The sequence below is a fragment of the Variovorax brevis genome, from assembly GCF_030317105.1.
Classification (GTDB): Bacteria; Pseudomonadota; Gammaproteobacteria; order Burkholderiales; family Burkholderiaceae_C; genus Variovorax; species Variovorax brevis.
The window spans coordinates 17,446-30,436 of sequence record NZ_JASZYG010000002.1 but is presented as its reverse complement, the minus strand read 5'-3'; the positions used below and the strand labels follow the sequence as shown (position 1 = coordinate 30,436).

At 66.2% G+C, this 12,991-nt stretch carries 13 protein-coding genes; 8 read left to right on the top strand and 5 right to left on the bottom strand.

The genetic code is table 11. The features are described 5' to 3' along the window. Positions 1-125: 125 nt before the first annotated feature. From QTI66_RS04820 to QTI66_RS04810, 3 genes are all read right to left on the bottom strand, one after another. Positions 126-2,510 carry a beta-propeller fold lactonase family protein gene (locus QTI66_RS04820; protein ID WP_286557849.1) on the bottom strand — a complete coding sequence of 795 codons (2,385 nt, stop codon included), beginning with the start codon at positions 2,508-2,510 and terminating at the stop codon, positions 126-128. A 208-nt stretch (positions 2,511-2,718) separates the two neighbouring features. Continuing rightward, on the bottom strand, positions 2,719-3,120 hold the full coding sequence (locus tag QTI66_RS04815) for a DUF1801 domain-containing protein (RefSeq protein ID WP_286557848.1): 402 nt from the start codon (positions 3,118-3,120) through the stop codon (positions 2,719-2,721). Positions 3,121-3,129: 9 nt separating this feature from the next. Next, positions 3,130-4,326: a cyclic nucleotide-binding domain-containing protein gene (locus QTI66_RS04810; protein WP_286557847.1), complete on the bottom strand. Its 1,197-nt coding sequence runs from the start codon at positions 4,324-4,326 to the stop codon at positions 3,130-3,132. 131 nt (positions 4,327-4,457) lie between these two features. Between QTI66_RS04810 and QTI66_RS04805 the strand changes: the two genes are divergently transcribed. The 3 genes from QTI66_RS04805 (at position 4,458) to QTI66_RS04795 (ending at position 7,140) form a co-directional block, all read left to right on the top strand. Then, on the top strand, positions 4,458-5,048 hold the full coding sequence (locus tag QTI66_RS04805; RefSeq protein WP_286557846.1) for a lysophospholipid acyltransferase family protein: 591 nt from the start codon (positions 4,458-4,460) through the stop codon (positions 5,046-5,048). Continuing rightward, a complete protein-coding gene (locus QTI66_RS04800; protein ID WP_286557845.1) occupies positions 5,038-5,967 on the top strand; it encodes a DUF6279 family lipoprotein in 930 nt (309 codons plus the stop codon). The genes QTI66_RS04805 and QTI66_RS04800 overlap by 11 nt, the downstream gene beginning before the upstream one ends. A gap of 132 nt (positions 5,968-6,099) precedes the next feature. Next, complete coding sequence (locus tag QTI66_RS04795; RefSeq protein WP_286557844.1) at positions 6,100-7,140, top strand: VWA domain-containing protein; 1,041 nt, start codon at positions 6,100-6,102, stop codon at positions 7,138-7,140. Here the strand turns inward: QTI66_RS04795 and QTI66_RS04790 are convergent, their stop codons facing one another. Continuing rightward, positions 7,141-7,971, bottom strand: coding sequence for a phytochelatin synthase family protein (locus QTI66_RS04790; protein ID WP_286557843.1), 831 nt, complete (start codon positions 7,969-7,971; stop codon positions 7,141-7,143). Between the two features lie 201 nt (positions 7,972-8,172). On the opposite strand from QTI66_RS04790, the gene QTI66_RS04785 reads away from it, so the two are divergent. The 3 genes from QTI66_RS04785 to QTI66_RS04775 all read left to right on the top strand — a co-directional run bounded on the left by QTI66_RS04785 (position 8,173) and on the right by QTI66_RS04775 (position 9,653). Further along, positions 8,173-8,418: a FitA-like ribbon-helix-helix domain-containing protein gene (locus QTI66_RS04785; RefSeq protein WP_286557841.1), complete on the top strand. Its 246-nt coding sequence runs from the start codon at positions 8,173-8,175 to the stop codon at positions 8,416-8,418. Between the two features lie 74 nt (positions 8,419-8,492). Then, entirely contained in the window at positions 8,493-8,909 is a 417-nt protein-coding gene (locus tag QTI66_RS04780) for a PaaI family thioesterase (protein ID WP_286557840.1), read from the top strand. Between the two features lie 15 nt (positions 8,910-8,924). Next, positions 8,925-9,653 (top strand): hypothetical protein, encoded by a 729-nt coding sequence (locus QTI66_RS04775; RefSeq protein ID WP_286557839.1) that lies wholly within the window; start codon positions 8,925-8,927, stop codon positions 9,651-9,653. Here QTI66_RS04775 and QTI66_RS04770 read toward each other — a convergent pair. Continuing rightward, on the bottom strand, positions 9,601-9,897 hold the full coding sequence (locus tag QTI66_RS04770; RefSeq protein ID WP_286557838.1) for a hypothetical protein: 297 nt from the start codon (positions 9,895-9,897) through the stop codon (positions 9,601-9,603). The two genes, QTI66_RS04775 and QTI66_RS04770, sit on opposite strands and share 53 nt — an antisense overlap. Before the next feature lie 449 nt (positions 9,898-10,346). On the opposite strand from QTI66_RS04770, the gene QTI66_RS04765 reads away from it, so the two are divergent. Together QTI66_RS04765 and QTI66_RS04760 are read left to right on the top strand one after the other, a co-directional pair. Beyond that, positions 10,347-11,720: a homoserine dehydrogenase gene (locus tag QTI66_RS04765; RefSeq protein ID WP_286557837.1), complete on the top strand. Its 1,374-nt coding sequence runs from the start codon at positions 10,347-10,349 to the stop codon at positions 11,718-11,720. Positions 11,721-11,906: 186 nt separating this feature from the next. Then, a complete protein-coding gene (locus QTI66_RS04760) occupies positions 11,907-12,866 on the top strand; it encodes a helix-turn-helix domain-containing protein (protein WP_286557836.1) in 960 nt (319 codons plus the stop codon). The last annotated feature ends 125 nt before the right edge of the window (positions 12,867-12,991 follow it).

Below are 12,991 nucleotides of genomic sequence, written 5' to 3'. Positions count from 1 at the left end.
AGCCTTTCGTGGTGCTATTTGCGCGAGAGCAATTGCCCGGCGAGCACAAGCGAAAACGCGCTCGGGGCCGCCGGGCGCGTTTCGTGCAATGTCGTCGCTGTTGGCCTTCCAGCGGAAGGCCGGCTTCAGCGCGCGTAGGTCGTCACGATGGCTTGGGGATTGCCTGCCGCTGCAGTGCGCCGGTAAGTCAACGCGCCGTTCGAAGTGGCGACGTCGTACTGGAAGATGGTGCCGTCATTCGAGTTGACCACGTAGGCGAAGCGCCCCGCGGGATCGAAGGCAAGCGAGAAGGGCAGGTTGCCCGCCGACACGACGTCAGGGGTCATCGCGGCCAAGGCGCCGTTGATGCCGTCGATGGCGTACTGCGCAACGGTGTCGGCGTTGGCGTTCGGCACATAGGCGTAGCGTCCGGTCGGGTCGATGGCGATCGCATGCGGCCCGACACCTGTCGCGACGGTGGGGGCGAGGGCGCCCAAGGATCCGTCTGCGCCGATGGTGAACTGCGACACGGTGTCGCCAGCCCAATTGGTGACATAGGCAAAGCGCCCGGTGGGGTCTACGGATACGGACCACGCGGAATGCACTGCCACGCTCGCCGTGCTCATCGGGCTGAGCTCCCCGTTCGCACGGATGAAGTATTGGGAGACGCTGTCGCCGCCGTAGTTGGCCACGTAGACGTAGCGGCCCGTGGGATCCACGGCGATCGACCGCGGGAACGCGCCGCTTGTCACGGTGGCCGGCGCCATCGCGCTGAGCGAGCCATCGACACCGATCTTGTACTGGGAGATCGTGTCGCTGCCGTTGTTGGCCGCGTAGGCGTAGCGACCCGTCGGATCCACCGCAATGGACCACGCGCCGGTGCCGGCGCCGGTCGGCACGGTCGCGCTGGTCATCGGGCTGAGAGAACCATCCGCGGCAATGACGTACTGCGACACGAAGGCGCTGTTGGTGTTGGCCGCATACGCGTAGCGGCGCGAGGGATCCACCGCGATCGCCGTCGGCGCCTGGCCTGCCGGCACGGTGGCAGCGGTCATCGCGGTCAGCGCTCCATCCGTGCCGATGACGTACTGGCCGATCTGGTCGCTGCCGCTCAATGCGACATAGGCGTAGGACGGCCGTGCGTCGCAACGAACCGATACCGTGCTCACGGGGCCGGTGGCCACGCCGGCACCGCCGGCCACGATGCAGGCCTGGCCGCTCATCGTCACCGCGTAGGGGACGTTGTTGGGCACGGGCGTGGGGAATGTGAAGGGCAGATCGTTGCCAGTGCCGGTCACCACGAACGCATCGGCGCCCCGGTTTTTCAGGGTGAGCGTCTGGCCTGCCGCCAAGCCCGAGACGACACCGCCGATCGCGAAGCCACTGGCCGAGCACGCGACGCCGACGCTGGTGATGTTGCCTGTGACATGGGTGCCGGTTCCGTTGATCACCGTGCAGGTTTGGCCCGCCGGTTGCGTCAACACGGTGACGTTGTAGTTGCTCCCGTGCACCACCGGCGTGTTGAAAGTGAAGCTTCCATTGGCGTTGACGGTGGCGGGATCCGCGCCGTTGTTGTTGAGCGTGACTTGTTCGCCCGACGCCAGACCCGACACGGTGCCGCCGATGCTGTGGGTCGTGGTCGAGCATTGGACTGCGACGTTTCCGACGTCACCTGTCACGCCTGCACCCGAACCGCCGTTGACGGTGCAGACCTGACCCACCGGCTGGGTGGCCACCGTGACCGCATAGCTGCCGTTGTAGGCCACCGGCGCCGCGAAACTGAAGGCGCCGTTGGCGGTGACCACCGTTGCATCGGCGGCGTTGTTCCTGAGCGTGACCTGCTGTCCGGCAGCCAGCCCCGACACGCTGCCGCGGATGGCGAAGCCATGGGTCGAGCAGACGACGCCGACGTTCGTCACATCGTGCGTCACGCCCGCACCAGAGCCGCTGCTCACAGTGCAGGTCTGGCCGGCAGGCTGGGCATCCACGGTGACGACATAGCTGCCGTTGCGCGCCACCGGTTTCGCAAACTTCACGTTGCCGTTGGCGCTGACGACCAATGGGTCGTTTGCGTTGTTGTTCAGCGTCAGATGCGCACCGTTGGTCAGGCCGGATACAGCGGCGCTGATGGCGAAGGCATCATTGGCGCAGACGATGTTGAGGTTGCTCACATCGCCTGTCACGCCCGCACCGCTGGCGTTCGCCACGGAGCAGGTCTGGCCCACCGGTTGAGTGACCGTGACGGCGTAGGCGCCGTTGGCGGGCACGCTCGCTTCGAAGCTGTAGGGACCGTTGGCGTTGACCGTGAGCGCATCGCTGTTGTTCAGGCGCACCTTGAGCTGCGCGCCCGGGCCCAAGCCTGAAACGACTCCGCTGAAGCGATGGGACGTCGCCGGCTTGTCGGTGCCACCGCCCGCAGGGTTGGCTCCGCCGCCGCCGCTGCCGCCACCGCCGCACGCCGTCAGACCGATCGCAAGGGCGAGGCAGGTTGCCATCTTGAGGAGGTGGCGTGTGAGCGCGGCGTGGGGCATCTTGAAACCTTTCGCGATATGTAATGACAATTCGTTACATTGGCTGCAATGGGAGTTTAGGGAGACGTACAGCGCTGCCCACCCCGAGAAACCCTTGGGAGTGCGTCGCCTGCGCGCAACAGGCTTTGGATGGTGGGGCACTGCGCTGCGAGGGTGCGCGGGCGCCGCAAATGGCCGCCGGGCGAGCCCGACGCGCAGCGCCAAACCTTCAAGCGTCCGGATTGAGGCGGGCCTTCATGTCGACGTATGCCGTCTCAATCAGTGCGCGGAGCGCCGCCGCATCGACAGCGCCTGCAGGCCGGAGCTTCACGTGTCGCATGAACCTGCCGGTGCCTTGCAACAGTTGCCCGGGGTCGGAAATTTCGGCCCCACGGAAGAAGCCGACGTTGACGTGCGCCGTGAAGGCGTTGACATAAGCGAATGCCGCATCACCCACGCACGCTGTCGGATGGCCGTCGTGCAGCAACTCGCGAACATCGTCCCCGCACCCGCGCATGACCTCGAACCAGCGCTGCGCGATCGCGCCCAGCTCTCCCGGATGCTCCCGCATCCAGGCATCGATGGCCGGGTCCCGCTTGACCGACGTGGGAAAACGCAGAAGCGGGCTCATCGCGATGCGCTACTCCAGTACGCCGAGATCCACCACCTCGAACGCCCAGAAGCCCAGCAGCACATGGGACACCGACACGCCGACGAGCCCGCTCTGGCGCGCATACAGCCAGCCCCAGAACAGCCCCGCCACGAAGGCGATCACCGCCAGCCCCGGCGACACATAAAGATGCGCCGCCGAAAAAATGATGTTGGCGCCGACGATGGCGAGCCACGTGCGCCAGCGTCCGCTCAGGAAATGCGACAAGGGCCCTTGCACGCCGCCGCGATAGATCAACTCCTGGAACGGCGCAAACACAACATAGGCCGCGGCCAGCCAGGGGTTGAAGCCGCTGGCAGGCAGGCCCGGTGCGGGCGTCGAGAACATCTGGAACACCGGCAGCCCCTGCATGGCCGGCACCCAGGCGAGCAACGCAAGCTTGAGCAACACCGTGCCCGCCATCAGCGGCAGGGTGAGCAGCACTGCCTCGCGCACATCGTGCCCGGCGTTCTCGGTCGTCAACCCGAAAAAGCGCACCGGATACCCGGACACCCGCACGAAGGCGAACATGATCGCGCAGCACACGAAGATCGCCGGCACGGTCACGAACTCGCTGTGGCCGAAGGTCTCCTTCACCTTCATGGCCGTGCCGAGCACCCAGGTGTAGAGGGTGTAGGCCAGCATCAGCAGCAAGGTGAAGCGGCCCATCACGGCGCGCGTTCGCTCTTCGGCCAGCACGCGGTCGGCCGTGGCCGCGGCGTTGGCGCTGCTCACGCGCAGGCGCTCGGCCACCAGGGCGCCGATGTCCATCAGCACCGGCACCAGCGAGGGCCGCGATTCGGCCAAGTGGACGATGTCGGACAACTGCAGCGCCAGGCAGCGCACCGGCCCTTCGGCGCGCACGGTGGCAGAACGCGGTACGACGTCGAACAAGGCCATCTCGCCGATCGAGTCGCCAGGCCCGACGCGGCTGAGGACATGCTCGTCGCCGTGGGCGCCATGCTTGATCACGCGTGCGTGGCCATGCTCCAGGATCAACAGTTCTTTCGACAGGTCGCCTTCGCGCACCAGGTCGGCGCCATCGGCGTGTTCGACCCAATGCGCACTGGCAGCCAGGGCCGCCAGATCGGCGACGCCGCAGCGCCGGAAGATGGGGCAGCGCGCCAGCAGGGCCTGCGCCGCTGCGGCGTCGGGCTGAACGGCAGTCGTGAGGTCGAGGTCACCCATGTTTTTCACGGGGTTATTGGCGTGCGGGAACGCGGTCGCGTCCACGATTCGCGCGGCCAACAACGTTCGGTTTCAAGCGCTCAGGCATGGGGGCAGTGTAGGCCGGGACCCTTGCCTTATGCTCGCGCCCCATGCGCCGCACCATCTTCGAAACGCCCGTCCTGGAGCCGCTGTTGCGCACGCTGTCGCGCGGCACGCTGCGCCTGCTGGGCTGGCGCGTGGAGGGGGAGTTGTCGCCCCGTGCGGCGCGTTGCGTCGTCATTGCGGCGCCGCACACCAGCAACTGGGATTTTCCTTTCACGCTCATGGCCGCGTTCGCTTTGGGCATGCACATCCGCTGGCTGGGCAAGGCCTCTCTGTTTCCCGCGTCCATCGGTTGGCTGATGCGCTGGCTGGGCGGCATCCCGGTACATCGGGAGCGTTCCAACAACCTCGTGGCGGCATCGATCGAAGCCTTGAAGACGGCGCCCGGACCGCTGCAACTGGTGATGGCGCCCGAAGGCACGCGCAGCCGTGCCACGCAATGGAAGACGGGGTTTCATCACATCGCGCGCGGTGCGGGGTTGCCCATCCAGCTCTCCTACCTGGACTGGGGGAACCGCCGCTGCGGGCTGGGGCCGCTGGTCGAGCCGGGCGATGACGTCGAGGCCGAGATTGCCAGCATCCGGGCCTTCTACGCGCCGATCCGCGGCCGCAACCAGGACCAGTTCGATGCGGGCTGAGTTGCACGCTCGCCGAGTCCAGGGTCAGCGGGTGCCGCTGGCTGCCAACTGTTGCTCCGTGCTGGCGAAGCTGCTGTGCGCAGTGCTGCTGGGCATGGCCCTCGCGGGATGCAGCGCCGTCAAGATCGCCTACAACAACCTGCCGGACATCAGCTACTGGTGGCTCGACAGCTACGTGGATTTCGACAGTGTCCAGACGCCGCGCGTGCGCGAGCAACTCACACTGCTGCTCGAAAGGCACCGCAAGACGGAACTGCCCAAGCTGCTGGTGCTGGTGGAAAAGGCCGAGCGAATGGCGCCGGGCGACATCACGGCGGCACAGGTCTGCGACTTCAGCGAGGACGTGCGCAAGAGCCTTCTTGCGACGGCGCTGGATGCCGCGGAGCCCGGCGCCCATGTCGCGATGAGCTTGAGCGAAGCGCAACTGCAGCACCTTCAGGAAAAGTACGCGAAGAAGAACGCGGAGTACGCCGACGACTGGCTTGACAAGAGCGTCGAGAAGCAGCGCCAGAAGCGCTACGACAGCTTCCTGGATCGCAGCGAGGATTTCTACGGCACGCTCGACGGCACGCAACGCAAGATGTTGCGCCAGCAGATCGACCGATCCATCTTCGATCCGCGGCGCATGGACGCCGAGCGGCGCCGGCGTCAGCAAGACGCGCTGGCGCTCTTGCGTGGATTCAGCGGCAACGGCTCGGCACGCGTGAGCGAGGTGCAGGCTGCCTTTGTGGCGTACGTGAAGCGCATTTCAGATCCGCCGCCCGGTCCATGGCGCGACTACCAGCAGGCCTTGCTGCACGAAGGCTGCACCAACATCGCGCAAATGCACAACGCGACGCGGCCGGAACAGCGTGAGCAGGCGGTGCGGCGGATCCAGGCCTACGCGCAGGATCTGCGGGATCTTGCGGCTGCGCCTTGAGCGCCCGCTGCCGATTGCGAAACGGCCTCTTCACAGGCACGATATTGCCGCAAGGCGAGGAAATCTCGTGCGCCCGCCTGCCGGCGTCAAGTCACGGCCGCCCTGTTGCACGAGGACTGTCACGGGCAGCCCATGTCCTTCCTCTGGCCTCAGTACCTTTGGCTCTTGCTCGCGCTTCCGGTCATGCCGGCGGTGTATGTCTGGCTGCTGCGCCGCCGGGGCAGGGCCGGCGTGCGCTACAGCAGCCTGGGCGTCGTCCGCGCGGCGGCGGCTGGCCGCCATTGGCGCCGTCACCTGCCGCCCGCGCTGCTCCTGCTGGCCTGCGCGGGGCTGCTGATCGCCGCGGCCCGCCCCGTGGCGCGGGTGCCGCTGCCGTGGGCCCGGTCTTCGATCATCCTGGCCATGGATGTGTCGCTCAGCATGCGCGTCACCGACGTCAAGCCGACGCGCATCGCGGCCGCGCAGGAGGCGGCCAAGCTGTTCCTGAAGGAGCTGCCCAAGGGCATCGAGGTCGGGCTCGTCACCTTCGCGGGCAGCAGCCACGTCGCCCAGCGCACGACGCTGGATCGCGAGTCGCTGGCCGCGAGCATCGACGCGTTCCAGATGCAGATGGGAACGGCGGTGGGCGATGCCATCGTGCTGAGCTTGGCCGAGCTCTTTCCGGATCAGGGCATTGATGTCGGCGACATGACGTTCGGCAGCAGCAAGCCGCAGGCGCGCAGCCTGGACGACAAGGCCAAGCCGCCGCCCAGGCAGATCACGCCCGTGGCGCCGGGCTCCTACGACTCCGCTGCGATCATCTTGCTGAGCGACGGCCGCAGAACCACGGGCATCGACACGCTGGCCGCCGCGAAGATGGCGGCCGACCGCGGCGTGCGCATCTACGTGGTGGGGCTGGGCACGGTGGACGGCGACGCTTTCTTTCCCGAGGGCATGGCCATCTACATGCGGCTGGACGAACCGACCCTGCGCGAAGTGGCGCGCATGACGGGCGGCGAATACCACCACGCCGGCACCGCCGAGTCGCTGCGCAGCGTCTACGAGAACCTCGGGTCTCGCGTGCAGGTGCTCACGCGTGAAACCGAACTCAGTGGCCTGCTGGCGCTTGCCTCGGCCTTGGTGGCGATGGTGGCAGCCACGCTGTCGTTGATCTGGTTCGGGCGCAGCGTCTGATCACGGCGCCTGGACGAGCACGTAGCCGCGGTTCTCCACGGTGTCGAAGGTGCGCATGCCCTGGACCAGCGTCGACGTCGGCATCCACACCCAGCCCGCCGCCGCCGGATTGACATCGAGCACGAGGAACGAGTCTGAAGCCGCGTCGTAGGCGCCCACAGGGGAGATGTGGCCGCCGCCTTTTTGACCGACGGCTTCGCGCCGGTAGTTCACGATCACGTAGTCGCCACGGCGCGCGAGGTTGTCTGCCAGGTCGGTGCGGATGGCCTGCTCGGAAACTGCGTCGTTCACGACCACGACTTTGGTGGTGAGTGCGTTGGCGCGCAGCATGGCGTCGAAGTCGCGCAACTGGTAGCCGAAGTCCCGCACCTGCTTGCCGCCGATGGTGACAGGCTCGCCGAGCACTTGCGCACGCGTCTTGGGGCCCTTGTCGATCACGCTGTCCTGCGTGAATCGGGGCACGATCGGATCGGCGCCGGCGGGCATGAACTGCACATCGTCCTTGCGCAGGCGCGCGTGGTCACGCGGCAGATCGGCGGCATCGCGGCTGTGCATGGTGTTGAGCACGATCGCGGCCGTGGTGGGCCCGCAGAAGGTGACGTTGTACTGGGCTTCGAACTGGTTGGCGAGCGGCGCGAAGTCCGCCTTCGCGCCTGAACGTGCAAGACGCGCCACGCCTTCGTCGGAGGAAAAGGGCACCAGCGCGGGGGACGCGCTCGCCGCTGCGCCCGTTGCCGCTGGATTCGTGGCCGTTCCCTGAATTGCGCAGGCCGACAGGAGCGTCGCTGTGGCAAGCAACGCGGTGTGGACGAGGCTTCTGATGGGCGGCATGGGTGACTCCACGGGTTGCGGCGGGCGGACCATTGTCTACGGACCAACCGCTGCGCGCTGCTCTTTTGGGCGGATGAGTGGCGCGATGTTCATGGCCGATACAGGCGTTGACGGACGGTCCTCGTAAACCGGTATCAAGTGCCTGACGGGTAGTACTCTGCAGGGAGTTGAACCCTGGTTCCATCAAGGATCGAGCGTGCGATGCCCACAACCCTGACACTGAAGAATATTCCAGACACCGTATTTGAACGACTGAAGCTTTCGGCGGAGAAGCATCGCCGAAGCCTGAGCAGCGAAGCAATCGAGTGCCTTGATTCGGCATTGCCGCCTGCAAGAATGACGCCAAGTGTGCGAATCGCCCGAGCGCGCGAATTGCGGGAAGAATTGCCGGCGGCGAACTTCCATGCGCGGGACATCGATGCCGCAAAGCGTGCGGACCGCGAATGATCGTCCCCAGCCGCCCATGCGCCCATCACCTTGCACGACAATCTTCGCAGCCTCACCACCAAACTTGACCCTCAATGAACGACGACGACTTGGACGCACGCATTCGCTCAGGCCAGGCGCTGAGCGAATCCATGGGCAACTTCCACGTGACCGGATGGGATCCCGAGCGCAAGGCACTGAAAGCTGCCTTCACGGTCCGGCGCGAGTACTGCCATACGAACGGCACGATCGCCCAGGGCGGCTTCATCACGGCCTGGCTCGATGCGGCGATGGCGCATGCGGTCATTCACGACACCGGGCATGCGCAGACGGTCTTCAGCCTCGAGATCAAGGTCAGCTTCTACGAAAAAGTCGGACCGGGTGAGGGCTGGGTGGAGGGCCGCGTGATCCGGCGCGGCAAGCGCGTCGCGTTTCTGGAAGGCGCTCTCTACAACGCTGACGGCAAGCTGGCGGCGGAAGCGACATCGACCGGCATCTTGGCGGACCTGTAGTCGCGCCAGCATCGCGTGCGGGACCTTCCTGTTTCCTTTTTCTGGAGTGGCGATGCCATTCGCAGTCGAAGCGTGAGCCCGGTGGTGCTGTTCGCCACGCTCGACGTGCCAGCGCCTCCGGCAAGGCTCGTGGCCGATTGGGAAAGGGAGACATTGCAGCGATTGGTCTTGGAGCCCGGCGATGTCGAGCCATTGCCCTTGGCGCGGACACGTGCGCGCTGGCCGGACCACAAGCGCTGTTTGCAAGCCATGGCCGACTGGACGCGCACGCTCGGCTTGGGCGACGTGCTCGCCTCCGGCGAAGACATCGCCCTCATGACCTGCCGCGGCGCGCGGTACCACCACGACGCCGAGCAATACGGTGGGGCGGCCTTCTGCAATCTGTTTCTAAGCGAAGACAAGGGTCTGGACGTTCACTTCCCCGCGACGGGTCATCGCATTCCGCTTGTCAGGGGCACGGCGCTGATCTTCGACACCGCCCAGGCGCACGCCGTCATCAAGCGCGAAAGGAACGGATTCGATGTGACCGACTTTGCGCCCGGTGCGGATTGCACGCAGGTTTTCCTGACGTGGGAACTTCCTATCGAGGATGTGCGTGTCGCGCGCGCGCTGCGGATCGACTTCGACGTTGACCCGGCGACTGCTTCGTTGCAGCTGGATGAAGAGCAGGTCCGGGTTGGTGGTGAACGGGTCAGTGTGTGCCCGGAGTCAGGGCGATGGCGCCCTCAGGCAAAGAGTCGGTGATGCGCTCGTTTGACGCCCCAACGGGTTGCGCGCTGGGCAGTGCCTTCCTGACATCGTTGATGGCGCTCCGGATGGCTGCCTCGGCCGATTCGCGCTCGCGGACGAACTCCAGCCCCACATGCCCGGCGATGCCCAGACCTGCCAAGGCATCGGTGCACCCCACTTCGCCCAAGCGCTCCATGATCTGGTCGTGGTCCGCATCTTCTGATGCGACCTTGAACTCAAGATTGAACTCGTATTCCATTGCTCTTCTCCGTATTGCCGTGCCAGTCTTCGTCTTTCGACGTTGCAATCAGTACGGCCGGCCAAGGATCCTCCTCATTGCTTTGAAGGCAACGCGCCGATTGAAACAACGGTGGACTTGCTCACCGCCTTGAAGCACTCGCTACGGGCCGCGCTCACTGGCCATCGCAAGCGCCCGCCCACCTCCTGTACACTGCACCTCCCATGTCATTCCAACCCATCCACACCGCATCCGCCGCCGCCTTCACGGGCGACAACGCGATGCTGCCCGCGTGCACGCGGGCCGTGCATGCACGAATGATTAGCACCATGACCGCCGCGGCCACCTAGCGCGCGTGCAGGTGGCCGCTCCGGCAGCCACCTGGTGTCTCTCCCGCTTCTCCAGCGAATCAAGAAGAACCCAGCTCTGGCAGCCGGGTTTTGTTTTTTGTTCGCCAGCAGGAGAAGTTCATGTATCGAGATCTCGCCCCGTCCCTTCAGCCGCAGCGCTTGCATGCCGGCACGCCCACGCGCGCCCTGCACGTGGGAATGATCGGCATTGGTACCGTGGGCACCGGCATTGCGCGCGTGCTGCTGCGCAATCAGGCGGAGATCGCGGGCCGCGCCGGGCGTGGCATCGAACTGGTTGCAGTCGCCGCGCGCAATCTCCCGCGAGCCGCCGGGCTGGTCGGCTCCAACGCGGCGGCCGTGGAAATCACCGGCGACCCGCTGCGCGTGGCCACGCATCCCGACGTGGACGTGGTGGTGGAAGTGGCCGGCGGCACCGTTGCCCCGCGCGACTGGGCGCTGGCCGCCATCAACAATGGCAAGCATTGGGTCACCGCCAACAAGGCGCTGCTGGCCATGCATGGCACGCAGATCCTCGCCGCGGCGCGTCGACAAGGTGTCGCCGTGGCCTATGAAGGCGCAGTCGCGGGCAGCATTCCCATCGTCAAGACGCTGCGCGAAGGGCTCACGGCCAATCGCATCGAGTGGGTGGCCGGCATCATCAACGGCACGACCAACTTCATCCTCTCGAAGATGCGCGACGAAGGGCTGGGCTTTGCCGAGGCGCTCGCGCAGGCACAAGCGATGGGCTATGCCGAGGCCGATCCGGCTTTCGACATCGAAGGCATCGACGCCGCGCACAAGCTCGCGCTGCTGGCGGCCAACGCTTTCGGCATGTCGATCCGCTTTGCGGATACGCAGGTGGAAGGCATCACCGCACTTGACGGCCTCGACGTGGCCTGTGCCGAACAACTGGGCTATCGCATCAAGCTGCTGGGCATCGCGCGGCGGCGGGCGAACGGCGTGGAACTGCGCGTGCAGCCCGCGCTGCTGCCGGCCTCGCATCTGCTGGCGCAGGTCAACGGATCCATGAACGGCGTCATGGTCAAGGGCGACGCATCCGGCGTGACGCTGTATTGCGGCGCGGGGGCAGGGTCGGAGCAGACGGCATCGGCCGTGATTGCCGACCTCGTCGACATCGCGCGGCAGGGCCGCATCAGCCCGGCGCAGCGTGTGCCGCATCTGGGGTTTCAGGCAGAGGCCTTGCGTCCGCTGCCGGTGCTGCGACGCGAGGGCGTTCGCACTTCGCACTACCTGCGCGTGCCGCTGCAAGTCGAGGCAGACGCCGAGCCGGTCGCGCAATGGCTGAAAGCGCAGGGCCTGCCCGTACGGCACTCTGAGCTGGTGAAGGCGCAGCCGGACGGAGCCCCGCAACTGCTGGTGTTGACCAACGCAGCCATGCAGGACGCGGTCGATCGCGTCCTGCAGTCGCTGGCCGCGCAGCCGGGCGTCGCAGGCGCCGCCACAACGCTTCGCGTCGAAGACTGGGCCTGCTGAATCGTGTTTTCCCGCGGGCTGGCACGACTGTTGCTAATTCGCCGCCTACGGGTAAAACATGATTATGAATTGGTTGATGACTGAACTATATTTTGGCGATCGCGTGAAATCGAGACAGGACCCGGATCGGGCCGGGCTGTCCGCCTGCCACACAACTACTCCAACAGTTTCGTCAAAAGACCCCGAATGACCCCGTCGATCGTTGCCCAATCGCCGCCCGAAGTGGACCCCGTGCAATGGGGTGCCCAGGTCAAGCGGGCCTTCTATCCACTGGACCTGATCGTCGATCGGGCCGCCTCGCTTCGCGCGGCCGTTCGGCTCAACGTCTTCTCACGCTGCCGCATTGCGGAAGTCAAGGCGAGCGCGCACACGGTGGCCATGCGCACCGACGCGTGCGATGCCCTGCCCAAGCGGCACATCAAGATCCTCTGGCAACTGGAGGGTGCAGGCCATCTCGCACAGGCCGGTCGCGCACTGGAACTGCCTTCGGGGCACTGGACCGTCTACGAAGCAACGCGGCCGTACGAACTCAACATGAGCGACAACGCGGCCTTTGTCGCCTTCCTGTGCGAGATCGACGCCCATGACGGACTTGATTTCCTCAACCGGCGTGTCGGCGGCCGGGCCATGCCCACGGCGGGTGGCGCAGCGGTGGCGCTGGCCGCACTCGAAGCCATGAACTCGGCGGGCAACCGGCTGGACCCTTCCAGCCGTACGGCGGCCGCGGATTTCGTGTCGAGCCTGCTGTGCCAGGAGATCCGCTTTTCCGAAGGCGGCAACGAAGCGGCGCGCCGCCGCACGCAGGACGCGATCCTGCGCGACGCGCAGCAGTTCGTGCGCAACCATCTCGACCGTCCCGACCTGTCGCCAGACCAGATTGCCTCGGCACTCAATATTTGCCGGCGCACGCTGTATCACGCCTTCGAATCCACGGGTGAGACGCCGCAGGCGCTGGTGCAGCGCATGCGCTTGGAGCGTTGCCGCGACGTGCTCTCCAACGACGGTGCGGGCCGCGCGAGCATCACGCAGCTCGCGCTGGAATACGGCTTCTCGGACCCCGCGTATTTCACGCGCCTCTTTCGCCAGCGCTTCGGACGCACACCTTCGCAGTTTCGCGCGGCCTCGCAGTCCACGCCGACCAACTGATTCGCCGCACGACACGCGTGCGTCATGCACGCATGTCCGGTAGCGGGTGCACCGCAGTGCAAGCGCCTCGCGCCCTCCGTTTGTAGTCTTGACCCTACCCGTTCGGCGCATGCCGGACGCGCTCA